The organism is Streptomyces sp. NPDC045778 (assembly GCF_056431945.1).
The window spans coordinates 148,825-170,507 of the sequence record NZ_JBWKJZ010000020.1 but is presented as its reverse complement, the minus strand read 5'-3'; the positions used below and the strand labels follow the sequence as shown (position 1 = coordinate 170,507).

Genomic DNA, 21,683 nt, shown 5'->3' with positions numbered 1-21,683 from the left:
ACCCGACGACGACGATCCTCGCGCGGGAACTCACCCCCTCGGTCCTCGGCCAGCTCATCGCGCTGTACGAGCACAAGGTGTTCGTCCAGGGCGCGATCTGGAACATCGACTCCTTCGACCAGTGGGGCGTGGAGCTGGGCAAGGTCCTCGCCAAGCGCGTCGAACCCGCCCTGACGGAGGGCGCGGACGTGCCGGGCCTGGACCCGTCCACGAAGGCGCTGGTCGCGAAGTACCGGGAGCTGCGCGGACGTTGAGCCCTCGGCCGGGCCCGATGGGGGCGCGCCCTCCCGCCGGGCCCGGCCCGCCCCGCCGTTTCACCCGCATGGCCCACCCGGCGCCGCTCCGGACTGCGGGGAACAGGGCGCCGCTGAAGCATGGCGGACATGACGCGACAGCAGGGCTGGTCCGCCCCCGTACCGCCACCGCAGCCGAGGAAGCGCCGGAAGTGGCCCTGGGTGCTTCTGGGCGTGGTGCTGCTGCTCGCGGGCGGCTGCGCGGCACTGCTCGTGAGCATCGGACACGAGATCGACGAGGAGACCGACCGCGAGATCAGGGTCACGTACGAGGTGACCGGCGACGCCAAGGACGTCACGATCACCTACTCGACCTACGGCGACGGCAGCCTGTCGCAGAACCAGGTGACCGACATCGACCCGCCGTGGCGCAAGGAACTGAAGACGACGGGCTTCCTCAAGGGCGGAACGCTCGTCGTCACCACGGGTCCCTCCGGCGGTACGGTCCACTGCAAGGTCACCGCCGACGGGACCACCCGTACGGCCATGGCCAAGGGTGTGGTCGCCACCGCTGTCTGTGACGGCTTCTGACGGCTTCTGACGGCTTCTGACGACGGCGGTACGCCGAAGGGCCCCGGTCCGCAGAGGATCGGGGCCCTTCGGGGTGTGCGGTCAGGGTGACGCCGGGGGATACAGATCCCGGGGCAGCTGGGAGGCCGCTGCCGAGTCCAGGAGCCACAGGGTGCGGGAGCGGCCGTACGCGCCCGCCGCGGGGGCCTGGATCTCGCCCGCACCGGACAGGGCGATCGCCACCGCCTTCGCCTTGTCCTCGCCGGCCGCGAGCAGCCACACCTCGCGGGCGGACCGGATCGCGGGCAGCGTCAGCGAGATGCGGGTGGGCGGCGGCTTCGGCGCGCCGTGCACGCCGACCACCATCCGCTCCGTCTCGCGGACCGCGGGCAGCTCGGGGAAGAGCGAGGCCACGTGCGTGTCCGGGCCGACGCCCAGCATGAGCACGTCGAAGGTCGGCACGGCCCCATGGTCCTCGGGACCGGCCGCCGCGGCCAGCTCGGCCGCGTACGCCTCGGCGGCGGCGTCCGCGCCGTCCATGTCGGCGCCCACCCCGTACGGGCCGTCGGACGCGGGCATCGGGTGCACCCGCGCCGGGTCCAGCGGCACCGCGTCGAGCAGGGCCTCGCGGGCCTGCGTGTAGTTGCGCTCGGGGTCGCCCTCCGGCAGGAACCGCTCGTCGCCCCACCACAGGTCGAGCCGTGACCAGTCCACCGCGTCGCGCGCGGGGGCCGAACTCAGCGCGGCGAGCAGGCCGTTGCCGTTGCGGCCGCCGGTCAGGACCACCGAGGCGGAGCCCCGGGCCGCCTGCGCGTCGACGATCTTCGTGATCAGGCGCGCCGCGGCGGCCTGAGCCATCAGCTCCTTGTCGCGGTGGACGACGAGCTGGGGAGCGGCGGTCACTTGGCGGCCGCCTTCTTCGAGGGGGCCTTCTTCGCGGAAGCGGAAGCCGACTTCTTCGACGCGCGACCGCCGCCCTCCGGGGCCTGCTCGGCCGGGGCGGAGCCGGACGCGCCCCGCTCCTCCGTGGCCTTGGCCGAGGCGGTCGACCGCGCCGCCGCCTCGCCGAGCCGGTCCACGCCGAACTTCAGCGCCGACGCGTACGTGTCGTCCGGGTCGAGGCGCCGCAGCTCCTCCGCGATCAGCTCGGAGGTCTCGCGGCGCTTGAGCGCCACCGCGCGGTCCGGCTGGCCCTGGATGGAGAGCGTGGCGAGCGCGCCGTCGGGCCGGTCGAGCACGATCGGGCCGCAGTTGGTCTCCATGCGCACACCGGTCAGGCCCGGGCCCGTGGACAGGCTGCGCCTGACCGGTACGGAGAGCCGGTCGGCGAGCCACATCGCGAGCAGCTCGACGCTCGGGTTGAACTCCTCGCCCTCCACCTCGGCGGCGGTGACCTCGCACGTGACCTGGTCCAGGGCGGCCGCGAGCATGGAGCGCCACGGCGTGATCCGGGTCCAGGACAGGTCGGTGTCGCCGGGGTGGTACGCCTCGGCGCGCGCGGTCAGCTCCTGCACGGGCTGCTCGGCGGCGTAGGTGTCGGTCACCCGGCGCTGGGCGATCGCGCCCAGGGGGTCCTGGGCGGGGTCGAGCGGGGCGTTCACCGGCCACCACACGACGGTCGGGGCGTCCGGCAGGAGCAGCGGCAGCACCACCGACTGGGCGTGGTGGACGACCTCGCCGTACAGGCGCAGGACCACCGTCTCGCCGGTGCCCGCGTCGGCGCCGACGCGGACCTCGGCGTCCAGGCGGGAGGACGTGCGGTCCCGGGGCGAGCGCGAGACGCGCTTGATGACGACCAGCGTGCGCGAGGGATGCTCGCGCGAGGCCTCGCTGGCCGCCTTCAGGGCGTCGTACGCGTTCTCCTCGTCGGTGACGATGACGAGGGTCAGGACCATGCCCACGGCCGGGGTGCCGATCGCTCGGCGGCCCTGTACGAGCGCCTTGTTGATCTTGCTGGCCGTGGTGTCCGTAAGGTCGATCTTCATGGCCGGCGCCAGCTCCGTCCGTCTCGTGCAAGCATCTCGTCCGCCTCGACCGGCCCCCACGTGCCGGACGGGTACTGCGCGGGCTTGCCGTTCGTGTCCCAGTACTCCTCGATCGGGTCGAGGATCTTCCAGGACAGCTCGACCTCCTCCGTGCGCGGGAACAGGTTGGCGTCACCGAGCAGGACGTCCAGGATCAGGCGCTCGTACGCCTCGGGGCTGGACTCGGTGAAGGACTCGCCGTAGGCGAAGTCCATCGACACGTCCCGGATCTCCATGGACGTGCCGGGCACCTTGGAGCCGAAGCGGACCGTGATGCCCTCGTCCGGCTGGACGCGGATCACGATGGCGTTCTGGCCCAGCTCCTCCGTCGCCGTGTGGTCGAAGGGGGAGTGCGGGGCGCGCTGGAAGACGACCGCGATCTCCGTGACGCGGCGGCCGAGGCGCTTGCCGGTGCGCAGATAGAACGGGACGCCCGCCCAGCGGCGGTTGTCCACCGACAGCTTGACGGCGGCGTAGGTGTCGGTCTTCGACTTCGCGTCGATGCCGTCTTCCTGGAGGTAGCCGACGGCCTTCTCGCCGCCCTGCCACCCGGCGGAGTACTGCCCGCGCACGGTGTCGCGGCCCAGGTCCTTCGGCAGGCGTACGGCGCCGAGCACCTTGGCCTTCTCGGCGACCAGCGCGTCCGCGTCGAAGGAGGCGGGCTCCTCCATGGCGGTGAGGGCCATGAGCTGGAGCAGGTGGTTCTGGATGACGTCACGGGCGGCGCCGATGCCGTCGTAGTAGCCCGCGCGGCCGCCGATGCCGATGTCCTCGGCCATGGTGATCTGCACGTGGTCGACGTACGACCGGTTCCAGATCGGCTCGAACATCTGGTTGGCGAAGCGGAGCGCCAGGATGTTCTGGACGGTCTCCTTGCCCAGGTAGTGGTCGATCCGGAAGACCTGGTCCGGGGCGAACACCTCGTGGACGATCGCGTTCAGCTCCTGGGCCGACTTCAGGTCGTGGCCGAAGGGCTTCTCGATGACGGCGCGCCGCCACGAGCCCTCGGGCGCGTCCGCGAGGCCGTGCTTCTTGAGCTGCTGGACGACCTGGGGGAAGAATTTCGGCGGCACCGACAGGTAGAAGGCGAAGTTGCCGCCCGTGCCCTGCTTCTTGTCCAGGTCCTGGATGGTGGCCTTGAGCTGCTCGAAGGCGTCGTCGTCGTCGAAGTTGCCCTGGACGAAGCGCATGCCCTGGATGAGCTGCTGCCAGACCTCCTCGCGGAAGGGCGTGCGCGCGTGCTCCTTGACGGCGTCGTGCACCTCCTGCGCGAAGTCCTCGTCCTGCCACTCGCGGCGGGCGAAGCCGATCAGCGAGAAGCCCGGCGGCAGCAGACCGCGGTTGGCGAGGTCGTACACCGCGGGCATGAGTTTCTTTCGGGACAGATCGCCCGTTACGCCAAAGATGACCAGGCCCGACGGCCCCGCGATGCGCGGGAGCCGTCGGTCCGCGGCGTCACGAAGCGGATTGGCTCCATGAACTGCGGTCAAGGTGTCAGCCCTCCGAGGGGGTGAGGCGCTTCAGCTCGGCCTCGGTCGACTTGAGCAGGTCGTTCCAGGACGCCTCGAACTTGTCGACGCCCTCGTCCTCCAGGAGCTGCACGACCTCGTCGTACGAGATCCCGAGCTTCTCGACGGCCTCGATGTCCGCGCGCGCCTGCTCGTACGTCCCGGCGATGGTGTCGCCGGTGATCTGGCCGTGGTCGGCGGTGGCCTCGAGGGTGGCCTCCGGCATGGTGTTCACCGTGCCGGGCGCGACCAGGTCGTCGACGTACAGCGTGTCCTTGTACGCCTTGTCCTTGACGCCCGTCGACGCCCACAGCGGACGCTGCTTGTTGGCGTGCGCCTTGTCGAGCGCGACCCAGCGGTCCGAGGGCTGTGTCGATTTGTCGGCAGAGCCGAACACCTCCTCGTACGCCTCGTACGCGAGCCGGGCGTTGGCGAGAGCGGCCTTGCCGCGCTGCGCCTTGGCCTCGTCGGTGCCGAGGGCGTCGATACGCTGGTCGATCTCGGTGTCCACGCGGGACACGAAGAACGACGCCACCGAATGGATCTTCTCCAGGTCCAGGCCGCGCTCCTTGGCCTTCTCCAGGCCGGCCAGGTACGCGTCCATGACCTCGCGGTAGCGCTCGAGGGAGAAGATCAGCGTCACGTTCACGCTGATGCCGAGGCCGATGACCTCGGTGATCGCCGGCAGGCCCGCCTTGGTCGCGGGGATCTTGATCAGCGTGTTCGGCCGGTCCACCAGCCACGCGAGCTGCTTGGCCTCGGCGACCGTCGCCGCCGTGTTGTGCGCGAGGCGCGGGTCGACCTCGATCGACACGCGGCCGTCCTGGCCGCCCGTGGCGTCGAAGACCGGGCGCAGGATGTCGGCGGCGTCGCGGACGTCCGCCGTCGTGATCATGCGGACCGCTTCCTCGACGGTCACCTTGCGCGCGGCGAGGTCGGCGAGCTGCTGCTCGTAGCCGTCACCGGACGAGATGGCCTTCTGGAAGATCGACGGGTTGGTCGTGACGCCCACGACGTGCTGCTGGTCGATCAGTTCGGCGAGGTTGCCGGACGTGATCCGCTTGCGCGACAGGTCGTCCAGCCAGATCGCGACGCCTTCGTCGGAGAGGCGCTTGAGTGCGTCTGTCATGGAATTACATCTCCTACTGGTCGTATGGGGGCGTCAGCGCTGAGCTGCCGCGATCGATTCCCGTGCCGCCGCGGCCACCGCGTCGGCCGTGAATCCGAACTCGCGGAAGAGGACCTTTCCGTCCGCCGACGCACCGAAGTGCTCCAGGGAGACGATGCGGCCCGCGTCACCGACGTACTTGTGCCAGGTGAGACCGATGCCCGCCTCGACGGCCACGCGCGCCTTGACGGACGGCGGCAGCACGCTGTCGCGGTACCCCTGGTCCTGCTCCTCGAACCACTCCACCGACGGCATCGAGACGACCCGCGTGGGAACGCCCGCCGCCTGGAGCTGCTCGCGCGCCTCGACGGCGAGCTGCACCTCGGAGCCCGTACCGATGAGAACGACCTCAGGGGCGCCGCCCTCCGCCTCGAACAGCACGTAGCCGCCCTTGGCCGCGCCCTCGGTGACCTCGCGGTCGTACGTCGGCACGCCCTGACGGGTCAGCGCCAGACCGTGCGGGGCGCCCTTGCCGAACTCCTTGGTGTAGCGCGTGAGGATCTCGCGCCAGGCGATCGCGGTCTCGTTGGCGTCGGCCGGGCGGACCACGTTCAGGCCCGGGATGGCGCGCAGCGAGGCCAGGTGCTCGACGGGCTGGTGGGTGGGGCCGTCCTCGCCGAGGCCGATGGAGTCGTGCGTCCACACGTACGTCACCGGCAGGTGCATCAGCGCGGACAGACGCACGGCGTTGCGCATGTAGTCGGAGAACACCAGGAAGGTGCCGCCGTAGATACGGGTGTTGCCGTGCAGCGCGATGCCGTTCATCTCCGCGGCCATGGAGTGCTCGCGGATGCCGTAGTGGATCGTGCGGCCGTAGGGGTTCGCCTCCGGCAGCGGGTTGTCCGCGGGCAGGAACGACGAGGTCTTGTCGATCGTGGTGTTGTTCGACCCGGCGAGGTCGGCGGAGCCGCCCCACAGCTCGGGGACGACCGCGCCGAGCGCCTGGAGGACCTTGCCGGAGGCGGCACGCGTCGCCACGCCCTTGCCCGCCTCGAAGACCGGGAGCTTCTCCTGCCAGCCGGTGGGCAGCTCGCCCGCGGCGATCCGGTCGAACTCCGCCGCGCGCTCGGCGTTGGCGGAGCGCCACTGCTGGAACGACTTGTCCCAGGCGGCCTTGGCCTCGCGGCCCCGGTCCAGGGCCGTACGGGTGTGCGCCAGGACCTCGTCGGCGACCTCGAAGGTCTGCTCCGGGTCGAAGCCCAGGACGCGCTTGGTGGCCGCGACCTCCTCGTCGCCGAGCGCCGAGCCGTGCGCGGCCTCGGTGTTCTGCGCGTTCGGCGCGGGCCAGGCGATGATCGAGCGCATCGCGATGAAGGACGGCTTGTCGGTGACGGCCTTGGCCTTCTGGATCGCCGCGTACAGCGCGGCGGGGTCGAGGTCGCCGTCCTCCTTCGGCTCCACGCGCTGGACGTGCCAGCCGTAGGCCTCGTAGCGCTTCTCGGTGTCCTCGGAGACCGCGGTCTCCGTGTCGCCCTCGATCGAGATGTGGTTGTCGTCCCACAGCAGGATCAGATTGCCGAGCTTCTGGTGCCCGGCCATCGACGACGCCTCGGCGGAGATGCCCTCCTGGAGGCAGCCGTCACCGGCGATGGCGTAGATGAAGTGGTCGAACGGCGAGGTGCCGGGGGCGGCCTCGGGGTCGAAGAGACCGCGCTCGTAGCGCGCGGCCATCGCCATGCCCACGGCGTTCGCCACGCCCTGGCCGAGCGGGCCCGTGGTGGTCTCCACGCCGACCGTGTGGCCGTACTCCGGGTGGCCCGGGGTCTTCGAGCCCCAGGTGCGGAACGCCTTCAGGTCGTCCAGCTCAAGACCGAAACCGGCCAGGTAGAGCTGGATGTACAAGGTCAGCGAGGAGTGCCCCGCGGAGAGCACGAATCGGTCCCGGCCGGTCCAGTCGGCGTCCGCCGGGTCGTGTCGCATCACCTTCTGAAAGAGGGTGTACGCGGCAGGCGCGAGGCTCATGGCCGTACCCGGATGGCCGTTGCCGACCTTCTGTACGGAATCCATGGCCAGGACCCGGCCGGTGTCGACGGCCCGCTGGTCCAGATCGGTCCACTCGAGGTCTGTGGTGGTCGGCTTCATGCTCACCCTGGGTCAGGGCTCCTCTCCACAATGTCGAATGCCGGTGGCAGGAATCCACCGGCCGCTGTCGAGCCTACCCCTGTAAGAACGTGCATTTTTTCGAGTCATTCCAGACTGCCGGGGCCCGCTCGGATCCGCCTCCCGAACGGGCGACACCGCTCTCACCATGTGAAGTCGGGACCGCTCATCTGGGTTCCGATTCCGCCCGGGGTGTCCGTTCGCGCGCCCGGCCCCGAAGACCGCTCGCATGGACGCCCAACACGAACCCACCCCCGCGAAGGGCCAGGTATGGGCAACGTCTACAGTGGCGTGGTACGCGCGAGCCTTTACCGGATCTTCATGTCTGAAGGTCCGCCGCGAGGCTTGCTGGGAGTCTCTGTCAGGGGTGTGCGTGACGGCCGTTGAATCCCGTCCAGTGGGGACGCTCGGGACGAGCCAGAGCCCGAGCCACCGGCCGTTCGGGGCCCGAGTCAAGGCGTTCGTGGCGCTGACGAAGCCGCGGATCATCGAGCTGCTGCTGATCACCACCGTTCCGGTGATGTTCCTCGCCGAGCAGGGCGTGCCCGACCTGAAGCTGGTGTTCCTCACCTGCCTGGGCGGCTACCTGTCCGCGGGCGGCGCCAACGCGCTGAACATGTGGTACGACCGCGACATCGACGCCCTCATGGAGCGCACGTCGCAGCGGCCGCTGGTCACCGGGATGGTCAGCCCTCGCGAGTGTCTGGCCTTCGGCATCACGCTGGCCGTCGTCTCGACGCTGCTCTTCGGGCTCGCGGTCAACTGGCTGTCCGCCTGGCTGTCCCTCGGCGCGCTGCTCTTCTACGTGGTCGTCTACACGATGATCCTCAAGCGGCGCACCTCCCAGAACATCGTCTGGGGCGGTATCGCGGGCTGTCTTCCCGTGCTCATCGGCTGGTCGTCCGTGACCAACTCGATGTCGTGGGCGCCCGTCATCCTCTTCCTCGTGATGTTCTTCTGGACGCCGCCGCACTACTGGCCGCTGTCCATGCGGGTCAAGGAGGACTACGCGCGCGTGGGCGTGCCGATGCTCCCGGTCATCGCCTCCAACAAGGTGGTCGCCCGGCAGATCGTCCTCTACAGCTGGGTCATGGTCCTGGTCTCGCTGCTGCTCCAGCCGCTCGGCTACACCGGCTGGTTCTACACGGCCGTCGCCCTCGCCACGGGTGGCTGGTGGCTGTGGGAGGCGCACGCCCTCCAGAACCGCGCCAAGGCGGAGGCGACCGGCACCAAGCTCAAGGAGATGCGCCTGTTCCACTGGTCCATCACCTATGTGTCGCTGCTGTTCGTGGCGGTCGCGGTGGACCCGTTCCTGCGCTAGCCCCTCGACTCCGCTCGGCCCCGTCGCCCTCCGGGTGACGGGGCCGTCGCGCGTTCCGGGGGCTCAGCCGTCGGTGAGGTGCAGATGGCCGTCCCCGTCCAGGCGGGCCGCGCGGCCGGTGCGGAACCAGCCGTCCCGCAGCACCGCGTCCGTGGCCTTCTTGTCCCCGAGGTACCCGTCGAAGAGCAGCGGGCCGCGCACCCACAGCTCGCCGTGCGCGACGCGGGCCGCCGTCCCCGGCGCGGGCACCCCGCAGCTGCCGGGCCTGACCCGCACGTCGGCGTGGTCGAGGGCGGCGATGTCCCCCGCCTCGGGCGTGCTGAGGAAGGCGCGGACCCGGCCCTCCGGGGTCGCGGTGCGGATGGCCTCCAGCAGGCGCGGGGGAGCGGCGCCCGCCGCCGTCTCCGTGTCGGCGCGGCGCAGCGTGGCCAGGTGGTGCGGGGCCGCGTCCAGGACCTGCCACCACACGTCGGGCGGGCACACCAGGCCCGTCGCGCGGTGCTCGCGCACGGCCGCGCAGATCGCCCCCGCGCCCGGCCCCTCCGGCAGCACGACGGTGCCCCGGGCCTGCCACTGCCGCAGCACGGCGGTCCACACGCCCCAGTGCCCCGCGGGGAAGCCGCACACCAGGACGCCCGGCGGCTCCGGCCGGCCTCCGCAGTGCGCACGCAGGACGCTCGCCCGGTGCGAGAGGACCACGCCGCGCGGGCGCCCCGCCCCGGCGAAGAGCACCAGGTGGGGGTCCTTCTCCTCGGGTGCTTCGGGCGTCGCGGGTGCCTCGGGTGCCTCGGGCTCCCCGCGCACCGCGGGTTCCTCGGGCTTCCCGGGCCCGCCGCCGTCCGCGCGTACGACGTCTTCGGCACGTACGACGTCTTCGGCACGTACGACGTCTTCGGCACGTACGACGTCTTCGGCGCGGACGACGTACTGGGCGAGGACGGCGTGCCGTGCCCGCGTCGCCGCCGCGAACCGCGCGCCCTCCGCCGCCCGCTCGGCGTCCGTCAGGACCAGACGCGGCGCCGCCGCCCGCACGACACGGGCCGACCACGCGCCCCGGTCGAGCGGCACGAGGACCGCCCCGGCGCGCGCGGCCCCCGCGTACACCAGGAGCGCCTCCACCGGAGCCGCCGCCAGGGGCCACACCACGCGGTCGCCACGGCGCACACCGCAGGCCGCCAGGTGCCCCGCGGCCCGGTCGGCGGCCGCGTCGAGAGCGGCGAAGGTGATCGCGCGCCCGCCGTGCACCACGGCAGGGCGGTGCGGTGCGGCCCCGGCGGCGGACCGGACGACCTCGCCGACCAGCAGACCGGACATGCCCTCGTCCTACCACGGGGCGCCGCAAGGGGGAACGGCCGCGCGCACCCGCCGTGGGACCGTGGCCCAGACCACGCCACCCAGGCGTCGCCGAACGATCTACTCGTCGGTAGCATCCTGTGCCATGGCAGACACGGAACAGGGCGAGCAGACGGCCGGCGCGGCCAAGGACGTCACGGCCGACAAGGCCGCCGCGCGCGCCGAGCGCAAGGCCGCCAGGCTGGCCAAGGAGATCACCGCGTTCGCGCGGGCCCACGGCGGCGCCGAGGGGCAGGTCGCGTACATCGGGCAGCGGGGCTCCCGGATCGTCCTCGTCGGCGAGGACGGCGGCTGGGGCGACCTCGTCGCGCCGACCCACGCGATCGCCCTGAGCGCCGTGGAGAAGGCCGGGATCACGGTCCACGACGACTTCGACGGCGAGTTCGCCGCCAAGGTGCGCACGGGTCCGTACGAATGGACGCGCATGGCGGGCATCCAGATCGGCGGCCCCTCGGGCGGATGAGACGCGCCCGGGGCGGGCACGGAGTGACAAGGTGAGCAACACCTGTCGCCAGGTCACCCGTTAGGACCGTAGGAGTACGGTCCACGCAGGGGAGCCAGGATGATCGAAACGCCGTCCCTGGTGGACCAGCACTGCCACGGAGTCCTGCGCACGGAGCTGGGACTCGGCACGTTCGAGGCGCACCTCGGCCGCGGTGAGGGCCCGCCCGCCCCCGGCACCACCTTCTTCGACACCCAGACCGGCTTCGCGGTGCGCCGCTGGTGCCCGCCGCTGCTCGGCCTCGAACCGCACTGTCCGCCCGCCCGCTATCTGGCCCGGCGCCGGGAACTGGGCGTCCTGGAGTCCGGGCGGCGCCTGCTGCGCGGCAGCGGCATCACCACGTACCTCGTCGACACCGGGCTGCCCGGAGACCTCACGGGGCCGGGGGAGCTGGCGACCACCGGGGCCGCGGACGCCCATGAGATCGTGCGCCTCGAACTGCTCGCCGAGCAGGTGGCCGACACCTCCGGGACCGTCGACTCCTTCCTCGCCAACCTGGCCGAGTCCGTGCACGGGGCCGCGGCCGGAGCCGTCGCGTTCACCTCGGTCGCGGGTCTGCGCGAGGACCGGCCGCTGCCGGCCGAGCCGCCGGGCCCCGGCGAGGTGCGCGGGGCGGCGGGCCGCTGGCTCGCCGGACGCCAGGTGGGCGGCGAGCTGGCCGACCCCGTGCTGCTGCGGCACCTGCTGTGGATCGCGGTGGCCTCGGGCCTGCCGCTGCAACTGCACACCGGCGCCGCCGACCCGCAGCGCTCCTTCGGCGGCTTCGCCCGCGCCACCGCCGGGCTCGGCACGGACCTCGTGCTGCTGCACGGCTATCCCCACCACCGCGCGGCGGCCCACCTCGCGGGCGTGTTCCCGCACGTGTACGCGGATCTGGGCCCGGCCCTGGTGCGCACCGGGGCCCGCGCGGCCGCCGTGCTCGCGGAGATCCTGGAGCTGGCCCCCTTCGGCAAGCTCCTGTTCTCCAGCGGCGCCCACGGCCTGCCGGAGCTGCACGTGGTGGGGGCGACCCTGTTCCGCGAGGCGCTCGGCCGGGTGCTCGGCACCTGGGTGGCCGAGGGCGCCTGGTCGCTCGCGGACGCGCAGCGGGTGGCGGCGATGATCGCGGCGGACAACGCGCGCCGGGTCTACGGCCTCACGGACGAGTGACGCCCCGCTGGACCAGCGGGGCGTCGAGCGGCAGCGGCACTCAGACCTCAGACCTCAGACCGCGGTCAGCTCCGGGTCGGCCTGCGCCGGGACGCCCGGCTCCGTCTTCGGCCGCTCGCGCAGCGAGAGCAGCACCCGCAGCACCGCGATCCACACCACGCACGAGCCCAGCATGTGCGCGGCGACCAGGACCTCCGGCAGGTCCGAGAAGTACTGCACATAGCCCACGACGCCCTGCGCGAGCAGCACCAGGAACAGGTCGCGGGTGCGGGCCAGCGGCCCGGCCGGGGCGTCGACGGCCTTGAGGACGAACCACAGGGCGAAGGTCAGCGTGACCACGATCCACGCCAGGACGGCGTGCAGCTTGGTGACCGACTCCCAGTCCAGGCCGATCGCGTCCACCTTCATGCGGGGCACGTCGCTGGAGTCGCCCGCGTGCGGGCCCGCGCCGGTCACGACCGTGCCGAGGGTGATCAGGAGCACCGTGACCCCGGTCAGGACCCAGACGAGCTGGGCGACGGCCTTGCCGACCAGCGGCCGGGCGGGGGCGTCGCCCTCGCGGGTGCGCTGCCACGTCGCCGTGGCGACCGCGATCAGGGCGGTGGAGAGCAGGAAGTGCGCCGCGACCGTGTACGGGTTGAGGCCGACGAGCACGACGATGCCGCCGAGGACCGCGTTGCCCATGACGATCCAGAACTGCGCCCAGCCGTACCGGGTCAGGCTGCGCCGCCACGGCTTCTGCGAGCGGGCCGCGATGATCGCGAACCCGACGACCGCGCACAGGGCGTACGTCAGCATGCGGTTGCCGAACTCGATGACCCCGTGCAGGCCCATCTCGCTCGTCGCGGTGAGCGAGTCGTCGGTGCACTTGGGCCAGGTCGGGCAGCCGAGGCCCGATCCCGTCAGGCGTACGGCACCGCCGGTGACCACGATGACGACCGTCATCACGAGGGCGGCGAGGGCCGCGCGCTGGACGGTCCGCTGGGTCGGGGTCCAGCGCTCGGCGATGAAGGCGAGCGGGTTGCGCGCGAACTGGGCGGCTTCGGCTCGGGTCACTTTGGGCACGGCCCCCATCGTAGGGGGCCGCTTGTGCACGGCTTCACGAGGGGGACGTATCCGCTCCAACTGTGATGCCGGTTACGCCCTGACGGGCCCGTGGGCTACTCCCAGCGGAAGAAGCGCGCCGCCGCGCCGAGCCCGATGACCGCCCACACCGCGAGGATCCCGAGGTCGCCCCACGGCATCGCGGCGCCGTCCTGGAGCACGTCCCGCAGGCCGTCGGAGAGGGCCGAGATGGGCAGCAGGGCGAGCGCGGACTCCACGGCTCCGGGGAACCTGTCGAGCGGCACGATGACGCCGCCGCCGACGAGCAGCAGCAGGAACACGAGGTTCGCGGCGGCCAGCGTCGCCTCCGCCTTGAGCGTGCCCGCCATCAGCAGGCCGAGCCCGGAGAAGGCCGCCGTACCGAGGACGAGCAGCAGCACGACGGCCAGCGGGTTGCCGTGCGGCGACCAGCCGAGCGCGAAGGCGATCACGGTGAGGAGCGCGATCTGGAGCACCTCGGTGACCAGGACCGACAGGGTCTTCGCGGTCATGAGGCCCCAGCGCGGCAGCGGGGACGCGCCGAGCCGCTTGAGCACGCCGTAGCGCCGCTCGAAGCCGGTGGCGATGGCCTGCCCGGTGAACGCCGTGGACAGGACGGCGAGCGCGAGGACGCCGGGGGCCAGGAAGTCCACGGCCTTCCCCTCACCGGTGTCGACGACGTCGACGGCGCTGAAGAGGACCAGCAGCAGCGTGGGGATGACGATGGTGAGCAGCAGCTGCTCGCCGTTGCGCAGCAGCATCTTCGTCTCCAGGACGGCCTGCGCGCGGATCATCCGGGAGAGCGGGGCCGCGCCCGGCGCGGGGGCGTACGTCCCCGGCGTACCGGTGGTGTGCGTGGTGTCGGGGGCGCTTGTCACGACCGCAGCTCCTTACCCGTGAGCTCCAAGAAGACGTCCTCCAGGGTGTGCCGTTCGACGGAGATCCGGTCCGGCATGACGCCGTGCTGCGCGCACCAGGAGGTGACGGTGGCGAGCAGCTGGGGGTCGACGGTGCCGCTCACGCGGTAGGCGCCCGGGGTCAGCTCGGCGGCGGCGGAGCCCGGTGGCAGGGCCTTGAGGAGCGAGCCGACGTCGAGGCCGGGGCGGCCGGTGAAGCGCAGGGTGTTCTCGGCGCCGCCGCGGCACAGCTCATCGGGGCTGCCCTGGGCGATGACCTTGCCGGCGTCGATGACGGCGACGTCGTCGGCCAGCTCCTCGGCCTCGTCCATGTAGTGGGTCGTGAGGATCACGGAGACGCCGTCGCGGCGCAGATCGCGGACGAGGTCCCAGGTGGCTCGGCGGGCCTGCGGGTCGAGTCCGGCGGTCGGCTCGTCGAGGAAGACCAGCTCGGGGCGGCCGACGACGGCCAGGGCGAGGGCGAGCCGCTGCTGCTGGCCGCCGGACAGGCGGCGGTAGCCGGTGCGGCCGCAGGACTCCAGGCCGAGGCGGTCGATCAGGGCGTCCACGTCGAGCGGGTGGGCGTGCAGCGTGGCGACGTGCCGCAGCATCTCGTCGGCGCGGGCGCCGGAGTAGACGCCGCCGGACTGGAGCATCACGCCGATGCGCGGGCGCAGCCGGGCCGCCTCGGTGACCGGGTCGAGGCCGAGGACGCGGACGGTCCCGGCGTCGGGGGTGCGGTAGCCCTCGCAGGTCTCGACGGTGGTGGTCTTCCCGGCGCCGTTCGGGCCGAGCACCGCGGTCACGGTGCCTGCGCGGACGTCCAGGTCGAGGCCGTCCACCGCGGTCTTCGCCCCGTACCGCTTGACCAGGCCGTGGACCTGGACGACGGACTCATTTCCCATGACGGGAAGTCTAGAGAGGGCCGCGGGGGTCGTGGGCGGGGGGCCGGTCGGCCCGGGCCGGGGCCCGCTCAGGCGGGGTGCGGCCGGTGCTCGGCCAGCCACGAACGCGCGTACGCGACCGCGTCCGGCAGCGGGAACAGGCGGGCCGTGGCGGCGCCGACCAGGCCCCGCGTCACCGGGCGCTCCTTCTCGAAGGCGGCGCCCAGCTCGTCGAAGCGCTCTTCGGAGATGGCGGGTTCGCGCACCGTCATCCAGCGGCGGCCCTCGTCCGTCATGACCGCGAAGGAGTTCTCGACCAGCGGCGCGGGCAGCCGGTACTCGGCCAGGTGGAAGGCCGTGCAGGAGTCGAATCCCGCCCCCAGGAGCAGCACGCGCGCACCCGCGGCCTCCAGGGCGGACAGCGGGCTGCGCTCGCCGAGGCGGCAGTCCAGGGCGTGCTCGGCCATCAGCTCTCGCGCGCGCGGGCCGACGGCCGCGAAGGAGGTCTGGGGGTGGGCGCTGCGCACGGCCCCCGGCCAGGTGCGCACGGTCTCCGGGACCACGCCGACGCCACGCACGCGCGCGGTGCGCGGGTCGTACGCGGGCATGGAGGCGCGGATCACGGGCCACCACTCCTCGGGCACCGGCGGGTGCTGCCACTCCGCGGGGTCGGAGTTGTCCGACGAATGGGTGGGGACCACCAGGGTGCCCTCGTCCCCGAGGGCGTCGAGCAGGGCGAGGACGACTGTTTCCGCGCCGCCGCAGACCCAGCCGAGGGAGCTGAGCGAGGTGTGGGTGAAGAGCGTGTCGCCGGGGCGCACGCCGAGCGCGCGCAGCTCGTCCGCGAGCGTGGCGCGCGTGCACAAAGGCCCGGTCACAGGGGGTGTCGACATGCTCAAGAAGTGTTCTGGAAAGCTTTCGGAAGCGCCACTGATTTGATCGATCGGTGATCGTTTTCGCAGGTCAGCTTAGGTTTGCCTAAGTGATGCACCGCACCGCCGGGTGATCGGGGCACGGGTTGTCAGGCTCTGAGGAATTACGCAACAATGGCGTTGTGAAAAACGTTGGCGAGGCTCGGGAGGCCCCTCCGGGGGCTCCTCAGGAAGAGCTGGCGACCGGTGAGCGTTCCACGCGCAACCGCGTCGCGCGCTCCATCCTGGACCACGGCCCGTCCACCGTGGCCGACCTCGCGGGCCGTCTCGGCCTGACCCAGGCGGCGGTCCGCCGCCACCTCGACACCCTCGTCCAGGAGAACGTGGTCGAGGGCCGCGAGAAGCGGGTCTACGGCGCGCGCACGCGCGGCCGCCCCGCCAAGGTCTTCGCGCTCACCGACTGCGGCCGGGACGCCTTCGACCAGTCGTACGACAAGCTGGCCGCCGACGCCCTGCGCTGGATCGGGGAGACGCACGGCGAGGCCGCGGTCGTCGCGTTCGCCCGGGCCCGCGTCGCCGAGCAGGCGAAGGCGTACCGCGCGGCGATGGACGCGGCCCCCGCCGCGGACCGCACCCAGGCACTGGCAAAGGCATTGACCAGGGACGGGTACGCTGCTACGGCGCGTAGCGCACCCCATCCGCACAGCGGCGAGCAGCTCTGCCAGCACCACTGCCCGGTCGCCCACGTCGCCGAGCAGTATCCGCAGCTGTGCGAGGCGGAGACGGAGATCTTCTCCCAGCTGCTCGGGACGCACGTCCAGCGCCTCGCCACCATCGCCCACGGCGACGGCGTCTGTACGACGTTCATCCCGCGCGGCGAGGTCCCGCACAGCACCCCACAGACCACCAACCACGCATCAGCAAGCACGGCCGGGAGGAACCCCGCATGACTCTCCCCACGGAGACTGCCCACCCTGAGCTCGAGGGCCTGGGCAATTACGAGTACGGCTGGGCCGACTCCGACGCGGCCGGTGCCGCCGCCAAGCGCGGCCTGAGCGAGGACGTCGTCCGCGACATCTCGGGCAAGAAGTCCGAGCCCGAGTGGATGACGAAGCTGCGCCTCAAGGGCCTGAAGCTCTTCGAGAAGAAGCCCATGCCCAACTGGGGCTCGGACCTGTCGGGCATCGACTTCGACAACATCAAGTACTTCGTGCGCTCCACGGAGAAGCAGGCGGAGTCCTGGGAGGACCTGCCCGAGGACATCAAGAACACGTACGACAAGCTCGGCATCCCCGAGGCGGAGAAGCAGCGCCTGGTCGCCGGCGTCGCCGCGCAGTACGAGTCGGAGGTCGTCTACCACCAGATCCGCGAGGACCTGGAGGAGCAGGGCGTCATCTTCCTGGACACCGACACGGCGCTCAAGGAGCACCCGGAGCTGTTCAAGGAGTACTTTGGGACCGTCATCCCCGCCGGTGACAACAAGTTCGCCGCGCTGAACACGGCCGTGTGGTCCGGCGGATCGTTCATCTACGTCCCCAAGGGCGTGCACGTCGAGATCCCGCTCCAGGCCTACTTCCGCATCAACACGGAGAACATGGGCCAGTTCGAGCGGACGCTGATCATCGTCGACGAGGACGCCTACGTCCACTACGTCGAGGGCTGCACCGCCCCGATCTACAAGTCGGACTCGCTGCACTCCGCGGTCGTCGAGATCATCGTCAAGAAGGGCGGCCGCTGCCGCTACACGACGATCCAGAACTGGTCGAACAACGTCTACAACCTGGTCACCAAGCGCGCCGTGGCGTACGAGGGCGCGACCATGGAGTGGATCGACGGCAACATCGGCTCCAAGGTCACCATGAAGTACCCGGCCGTCTACCTGATGGGCGAGCACGCCAAGGGCGAGACCCTGTCCATCGCCTTCGCCGGCGAGGGCCAGCACCAGGACGCGGGCGCCAAGATGGTCCACATGGCGCCGAACACGTCGTCCAACATCGTCTCGAAGTCCGTGGCGCGCGGCGGCGGCCGCACCTCCTACCGCGGCCTCATCGAGATCGGCGAGGGCGCCCCGGGCGCGAAGTCCAACGTGCTCTGTGACGCGCTGCTCGTCGACACGATCTCCCGCTCGGACACCTACCCGTACGTGGACGTCCGCGAGGACGACGTGTCCATGGGCCACGAGGCCACCGTCTCCAAGGTCTCCGAGGACCAGCTCTTCTACCTGATGAGCCGCGGCCTCACCGAGTTCGAGGCGATGGCGATGATCGTGCGCGGCTTCGTCGAGCCGATCGCCAAGGAGCTGCCCATGGAGTACGCCCTGGAGCTCAACCGGCTGATCGAGCTGCAGATGGAAGGCTCGGTCGGCTGACCGGCCGCCGTTCCAGCAGCTAGCGGCCCAGCGGGCCGAGGATCGCAACACGCAGAGAGAGAGCACCACGACAGCCATGGCTGAGGCTCAGAACATCCCGGTCGGGTCCACGACCGCCGGCTCCATCGCGGTGGCCGCCGAGTCCACCGTCGCCACCCGTATGAGCGCGCCCCCGTCCTTCGACGTGGCGGACTTCCCGGTGCCGCACGGCCGCGAGGAGGAGTGGCGGTTCACCCCGCTGGAGCGCCTGCGCGGGCTGCACGACGGCACCGCCACCGCCACCGGCGAGGGTGTCAAGGTCGAGGTCGAGGCCCCCGAGGGCGTCACCGTCGAGACCGTCGGGCGCGACGACGCCCGGCTCGGCAAGGCCGGAACGCCGGTGGACCGCGTCGCCGCGCAGGCCTACTCGGCCTTCGAGAAGGCCTCGGTCGTGACCGTGCCCAAGGAGACGGTGCTCACCGAGCCGATCCGCATCGCCGTGCACGGCGAGGGCGGCACCGCCTTCGGCCACCAGGTCATCGAGCTGGGCGCGTTCGCCGAGGCCGTCGTCGTGATCGACCACTCCGGCGACGCGGTCCTCGCCGCCAACGTGGACTACGTCCTCGGTGACGGCGCGAAGCTCACCGTCGTCTCCGTACAGGACTGGGACGACAAGGCGGTGCACGTCGCGCAGCACAACGCGCTCGTGGGCCGCGACGCGTCCTTCAAGTCCGTGGTCGTCACCTTCGGCGGCGACGTCGTCCGCATCCACCCGCGCGTGGCCTACGCCGGCACGGGCGGCGAGGCCGAGCTGTTCGGCCTCTACTTCACGGACGCGGGCCAGCACCAGGAGCACCGCCTCCTGGTTGACCACAACGTGCCGCACTGCAAGTCCAACGTCGTGTACAAGGGCGCCCTCCAGGGCGAGGCCGCGCACGCCGTGTGGATCGGTGACGTCCTCATCGAGGCCAAGGCCGAGGGCACGGACACCTACGAGATGAACCGCAACCTCGTCCTGACGGACGGCGCCCGGGTCGACTCGGTGCCGAACCTGGAGATCGAGACCGGCGAGATCGTCGGCGCGGGCCACGCCTCGGCGACCGGCCGCTTCGACGACGAGCAGCTGTTCTACCTGATGGCCCGCGGCATCCCGCAGCACGAGGCGCGCCGCCTCGTGGTCCGTGGCTTCTTCGCCGAGCTGGTCCAGCAGATCGGTGTCGCCGACATCGAGGAGCGGCTCATCGCGAAGATCGAAGAGGAGCTGGAGGCGTCCGTCGCATGACGTTCGTACGCGCCTGTGACCTGAGCGAGCTGGAGGAGGACACCCCGAAGCGGGTGGAACTCGACGGCACGCCGGTCTCGGTCGTCCACACCGAGGGTGAGGTGTTCGCGATCCACGACATCTGCTCGCACGCGAACGTCTCGCTCTCCGAGGGCGAGGTGGAGGACTGCCAGATCGAGTGCTGGCTGCACGGCTCCGCGTTCGACCTCCGCACCGGCAAGCCGTCCGGCCTTCCCGCGACGCGCCCCGTTCCCGTATACCCCGTAAAGATCGAAGGGGGCAGCGTCCTCGTTGACGTACGCGCCTCCCTCACCCAGGAGTCCTGAGGCACCCATGGCAACGCTTGAAATCCGCGACCTGCACGTGACCGTCGAGGTCGAGAACGGCACCAAGGAAATCCTCAAGGGTGTCGACCTGACCGTGAAGCAGGGCGAGACCCACGCCATCATGGGCCCGAACGGCTCCGGCAAGTCGACCCTCGCCTACTCCATCGCGGGCCACCCCAAGTACACGATCACGCAGGGCACCGTCACCCTCGACGGCGAGGACGTCCTGGCGATGGAGGTCGACGAGCGTGCCCGCGCGGGCATGTTCCTCGCCATGCAGTACCCCGTCGAGGTCCCCGGCGTCTCGGTCTCCAACTTCCTGCGTACGTCGGCGACGGCGATCCGCGGCGAGGCCCCCAAGCTGCGCACCTGGGTGAAGGAGGTCAAGGAGTCGATGGCCGGGCTCCAGATGGACCCGTCCTTCGCCGAGCGCAACGTGAACGAGGGCTTCTCCGGCGGTGAGAAGAAGCGCCACGAGATCCTCCAGATGGAGCTGCTCAAGCCGAAGATCGCGATCCTCGACGAGACCGACTCCGGCCTGGACGTCGACGCGCTGCGTGTCGTCTCCGAGGGCGTCAACCGCGTCCGGGACACGGGCGAGGTGGGCACCCTGCTCATCACCCACTACACGCGCATCCTGCGCTACATCAAGCCCGACTTCGTCCACGTCTTCGCGAACGGGCGCATCGCCGAGTCCGGCGGCCCCGAGCTGGCCGACAAGCTGGAGAACGAGGGCTACGAGGCTTACGTGAAGGGTGGCCCCGTGAGCGGAACGAACTCAGAGGAGGACGTCGCGTGACACAGCTGCCGGGTCTCCTCGACGCCGAGGCGCTCCGCAAGGACTTCCCGATCCTGGAGCGCTCGCTCCACGACGGCAAGAAGCTGGTCTACCTGGACAACGCGGCGACCTCCCAGACGCCGCGCCAGGTCATCGACGTAGTCAGCGAGTACTACGAACAGCACAACGCCAACGTCCACCGCGGCGTGCACGTCCTCGCCGAGGAGGCCACGGCGCTGTACGAGGGCGCCCGTGACAAGGTCGCGGCGTTCATCAACGCCCCGAGCCGCGACGAGGTGATCTTCACCAAGAACGCCTCGGAATCGCTCAACCTCGTGGCCAACATGCTCGGCTGGGCCGACGAGCCCTACCGCGTGGACCACGACACCGAGATCGTCATCACGGAGATGGAGCACCACTCCAACATCGTGCCGTGGCAGCTGCTCTCGCAGCGCACGGGCGCGAAGCTGAAGTGGTTCGGCCTCACCGACGACGGCCGGCTCGACCTGTCGAACATCGAAGAGGTCATCACGGAGAAGACGAAGATCGTCTCCTTCGTCCTGGTGTCGAACATCCTGGGCACGGTCAACCCGGTCGAGGCGATCGTGCGCCGCGCCCAGGAGGTCGGCGCGCTCGTCCTGATCGACGCCTCGCAGGCCGCGCCGCACATGCCGCTCGACGTGCAGGCCCTCCAGGCCGACTTCGTGGCCTTCACCGGCCACAAGATGTGCGGCCCGACGGGCATCGGCGTGCTGTGGGGCCGCCAGGAACTCCTGGAGGACCTGCCTCCGTTCCTCGGCGGCGGCGAGATGATCGAGACGGTGTCCATGCACTCCTCGACCTACGCGCCCGCGCCGCACAAGTTCGAGGCGGGTACGCCCCCGATCGCGCAGGCCGTCGGCCTCGGCGCGGCCGTGGACTACCTCACGGCCATCGGCATGGACAAGATCGAGCAGCACGAGCACGCGATCACCCAGTACGCGGTGAAGCGCCTCCTGGAGGTCCCCGACCTCAGGATCATCGGCCCGTCCACGGCCGAGGACCGGGGCGCCGCGATCTCCTTCACGCTCGGCGACATCCACCCGCACGACGTGGGCCAGGTCCTCGACGAGCAGGGCATCGCGGTCCGGGTCGGCCACCACTGCGCCCGCCCCGTGTGCCTGCGCTACGGAATTCCCGCGACCACGCGAGCGTCGTTCTATCTGTACTCCACGCCCGGCGAGATCGACGCCCTGGTCGACGGCCTGGAGCACGTACGGAACTTCTTCGGCTGAGGGGCTGGCTCGG

The 21,683-nt window shown here is 71.2% G+C and carries 20 protein-coding genes and 1 pseudogene; 11 read left to right on the top strand and 10 right to left on the bottom strand.

Features of this window, described 5'->3' with window-relative positions; genetic code table 11:
- Positions 1 to 254: pseudogene (locus AC07GB_RS25185) on the top strand (glucose-6-phosphate isomerase); the annotation flags it as partial.
- Positions 255 to 383: 129 nt separating this feature from the next.
- Positions 384 to 824, top strand: coding sequence for a hypothetical protein (locus AC07GB_RS25180; RefSeq protein ID WP_478849086.1), 441 nt, complete (start codon positions 384 to 386; stop codon positions 822 to 824).
- A gap of 81 nt (positions 825 to 905) precedes the next feature.
- Here AC07GB_RS25180 and pgl read toward each other — a convergent pair whose 3' ends face one another.
- The 5 genes from pgl to tkt are packed head-to-tail and all read right to left on the bottom strand — an operon-like array spanning position 906 to position 7,591.
- Positions 906 to 1,706 carry a 6-phosphogluconolactonase gene (gene pgl, locus AC07GB_RS25175; RefSeq protein ID WP_478849084.1) on the bottom strand — a complete coding sequence of 267 codons (801 nt, stop codon included), beginning with the start codon at positions 1,704 to 1,706 and terminating at the stop codon, positions 906 to 908.
- Positions 1,703 to 2,788 carry a glucose-6-phosphate dehydrogenase assembly protein OpcA gene (gene opcA / locus AC07GB_RS25170; protein WP_478849082.1) on the bottom strand — a complete coding sequence of 362 codons (1,086 nt, stop codon included), beginning with the start codon at positions 2,786 to 2,788 and terminating at the stop codon, positions 1,703 to 1,705. Before opcA ends, pgl begins: the two co-directional genes overlap by 4 nt.
- Positions 2,785 to 4,317 (bottom strand): glucose-6-phosphate dehydrogenase, encoded by a 1,533-nt coding sequence (zwf, locus tag AC07GB_RS25165; RefSeq protein ID WP_478849080.1) that lies wholly within the window; start codon positions 4,315 to 4,317, stop codon positions 2,785 to 2,787. The genes opcA and zwf overlap by 4 nt, the downstream gene beginning before the upstream one ends.
- Positions 4,318 to 4,321: 4 nt before the next feature.
- Positions 4,322 to 5,464: a transaldolase gene (gene tal, locus AC07GB_RS25160; protein WP_478849078.1), complete on the bottom strand. Its 1,143-nt coding sequence runs from the start codon at positions 5,462 to 5,464 to the stop codon at positions 4,322 to 4,324.
- Between the two features lie 33 nt (positions 5,465 to 5,497).
- A complete protein-coding gene (tkt, locus tag AC07GB_RS25155; RefSeq protein WP_478849076.1) occupies positions 5,498 to 7,591 on the bottom strand; it encodes a transketolase in 2,094 nt (697 codons plus the stop codon).
- A 379-nt stretch (positions 7,592 to 7,970) separates the two neighbouring features.
- Between tkt and AC07GB_RS25150 the strand changes: the two genes are divergently transcribed.
- Positions 7,971 to 8,924, top strand: a complete 954-nt coding sequence (locus AC07GB_RS25150; protein WP_478849074.1) for a heme o synthase — start codon at positions 7,971 to 7,973, stop codon at positions 8,922 to 8,924.
- A gap of 63 nt (positions 8,925 to 8,987) precedes the next feature.
- On the opposite strand, the gene AC07GB_RS25145 is transcribed toward AC07GB_RS25150, so the two are convergent.
- Entirely contained in the window at positions 8,988 to 10,238 is a 1,251-nt protein-coding gene (locus AC07GB_RS25145) for an AMP-binding protein (RefSeq protein WP_478849072.1), read from the bottom strand.
- A gap of 124 nt (positions 10,239 to 10,362) precedes the next feature.
- Between AC07GB_RS25145 and AC07GB_RS25140 the strand changes: the two genes are divergently transcribed.
- Positions 10,363 to 10,740, top strand: a complete 378-nt coding sequence (locus AC07GB_RS25140; protein ID WP_478849071.1) for a hypothetical protein — start codon at positions 10,363 to 10,365, stop codon at positions 10,738 to 10,740.
- A gap of 99 nt (positions 10,741 to 10,839) precedes the next feature.
- Positions 10,840 to 11,928 (top strand): amidohydrolase family protein, encoded by a 1,089-nt coding sequence (locus tag AC07GB_RS25135; RefSeq protein WP_478849069.1) that lies wholly within the window; start codon positions 10,840 to 10,842, stop codon positions 11,926 to 11,928.
- Between the two features lie 54 nt (positions 11,929 to 11,982).
- On the opposite strand, the gene AC07GB_RS25130 is transcribed toward AC07GB_RS25135, so the two are convergent.
- From AC07GB_RS25130 to AC07GB_RS25115, 4 genes are all read right to left on the bottom strand, one after another.
- Positions 11,983 to 13,002, bottom strand: coding sequence for a COX15/CtaA family protein (locus AC07GB_RS25130; RefSeq protein ID WP_478849067.1), 1,020 nt, complete (start codon positions 13,000 to 13,002; stop codon positions 11,983 to 11,985).
- Positions 13,003 to 13,088: 86 nt separating this feature from the next.
- A complete protein-coding gene (locus AC07GB_RS25125) occupies positions 13,089 to 13,805 on the bottom strand; it encodes an ABC transporter permease (RefSeq protein WP_478849104.1) in 717 nt (238 codons plus the stop codon).
- Between the two features lie 80 nt (positions 13,806 to 13,885).
- Positions 13,886 to 14,812: an ABC transporter ATP-binding protein gene (locus AC07GB_RS25120; protein ID WP_478849065.1), complete on the bottom strand. Its 927-nt coding sequence runs from the start codon at positions 14,810 to 14,812 to the stop codon at positions 13,886 to 13,888.
- A gap of 68 nt (positions 14,813 to 14,880) precedes the next feature.
- Entirely contained in the window at positions 14,881 to 15,684 is an 804-nt protein-coding gene (locus AC07GB_RS25115; RefSeq protein ID WP_478849063.1) for an AAC(3) family N-acetyltransferase, read from the bottom strand.
- Positions 15,685 to 15,845: 161 nt separating this feature from the next.
- Between AC07GB_RS25115 and AC07GB_RS25110 the strand changes: the two genes are divergently transcribed.
- The 6 genes from AC07GB_RS25110 (at position 15,846) to AC07GB_RS25085 (ending at position 21,670) form a co-directional block, all read left to right on the top strand.
- Complete coding sequence (locus AC07GB_RS25110) at positions 15,846 to 16,613, top strand: helix-turn-helix transcriptional regulator (protein WP_478849061.1); 768 nt, start codon at positions 15,846 to 15,848, stop codon at positions 16,611 to 16,613.
- Positions 16,610 to 18,031: a Fe-S cluster assembly protein SufB gene (sufB, locus tag AC07GB_RS25105; protein WP_478849059.1), complete on the top strand. Its 1,422-nt coding sequence runs from the start codon at positions 16,610 to 16,612 to the stop codon at positions 18,029 to 18,031. The genes AC07GB_RS25110 and sufB overlap by 4 nt, the downstream gene beginning before the upstream one ends.
- A gap of 76 nt (positions 18,032 to 18,107) precedes the next feature.
- Complete coding sequence (gene sufD / locus AC07GB_RS25100) at positions 18,108 to 19,292, top strand: Fe-S cluster assembly protein SufD (RefSeq protein ID WP_478849057.1); 1,185 nt, start codon at positions 18,108 to 18,110, stop codon at positions 19,290 to 19,292.
- Positions 19,289 to 19,618, top strand: coding sequence for a bifunctional 3-phenylpropionate/cinnamic acid dioxygenase ferredoxin subunit (locus AC07GB_RS25095; protein WP_478849055.1), 330 nt, complete (start codon positions 19,289 to 19,291; stop codon positions 19,616 to 19,618). The genes sufD and AC07GB_RS25095 overlap by 4 nt, the downstream gene beginning before the upstream one ends.
- Positions 19,619 to 19,625: 7 nt before the next feature.
- Complete coding sequence (gene sufC, locus AC07GB_RS25090; RefSeq protein WP_478849053.1) at positions 19,626 to 20,417, top strand: Fe-S cluster assembly ATPase SufC; 792 nt, start codon at positions 19,626 to 19,628, stop codon at positions 20,415 to 20,417.
- On the top strand, positions 20,414 to 21,670 hold the full coding sequence (locus tag AC07GB_RS25085) for a cysteine desulfurase (protein ID WP_478849051.1): 1,257 nt from the start codon (positions 20,414 to 20,416) through the stop codon (positions 21,668 to 21,670). The genes sufC and AC07GB_RS25085 overlap by 4 nt, the downstream gene beginning before the upstream one ends.
- Positions 21,671 to 21,683: the final 13 nt, after the last annotated feature.

Bases quoted from the DNA above. Each gene is read 5' to 3' on its own strand.
- sufB (WP_478849059.1), top strand. From the start codon at position 16,610: ATGACTCTCCCCACGGAGACTGCCCACCCTGAGCTCGAGGGCCTGGGC.
- AC07GB_RS25095 (WP_478849055.1), top strand. From the start codon at position 19,289: ATGACGTTCGTACGCGCCTGTGACCTGAGCGAGCTGGAGGAGGACACC.
- AC07GB_RS25135 (WP_478849069.1), top strand. From the start codon at position 10,840: ATGATCGAAACGCCGTCCCTGGTGGACCAGCACTGCCACGGAGTCCTG.
- AC07GB_RS25145 (WP_478849072.1), bottom strand. From the start codon at position 10,238: ATGTCCGGTCTGCTGGTCGGCGAGGTCGTCCGGTCCGCCGCCGGGGCC.
- tal (WP_478849078.1), bottom strand. From the start codon at position 5,464: ATGACAGACGCACTCAAGCGCCTCTCCGACGAAGGCGTCGCGATCTGG.
- sufC (WP_478849053.1), top strand. From the start codon at position 19,626: ATGGCAACGCTTGAAATCCGCGACCTGCACGTGACCGTCGAGGTCGAG.
- AC07GB_RS25180 (WP_478849086.1), top strand. From the start codon at position 384: ATGACGCGACAGCAGGGCTGGTCCGCCCCCGTACCGCCACCGCAGCCG.
- AC07GB_RS25125 (WP_478849104.1), bottom strand. From the start codon at position 13,805: ATGATCCGCGCGCAGGCCGTCCTGGAGACGAAGATGCTGCTGCGCAAC.
- AC07GB_RS25120 (WP_478849065.1), bottom strand. From the start codon at position 14,812: ATGGGAAATGAGTCCGTCGTCCAGGTCCACGGCCTGGTCAAGCGGTAC.
- sufD (WP_478849057.1), top strand. From the start codon at position 18,108: ATGGCTGAGGCTCAGAACATCCCGGTCGGGTCCACGACCGCCGGCTCC.
- AC07GB_RS25115 (WP_478849063.1), bottom strand. From the start codon at position 15,684: ATGTCGACACCCCCTGTGACCGGGCCTTTGTGCACGCGCGCCACGCTC.
- opcA (WP_478849082.1), bottom strand. From the start codon at position 2,788: ATGAAGATCGACCTTACGGACACCACGGCCAGCAAGATCAACAAGGCG.
- AC07GB_RS25140 (WP_478849071.1), top strand. From the start codon at position 10,363: ATGGCAGACACGGAACAGGGCGAGCAGACGGCCGGCGCGGCCAAGGAC.
- AC07GB_RS25130 (WP_478849067.1), bottom strand. From the start codon at position 13,002: ATGGGGGCCGTGCCCAAAGTGACCCGAGCCGAAGCCGCCCAGTTCGCG.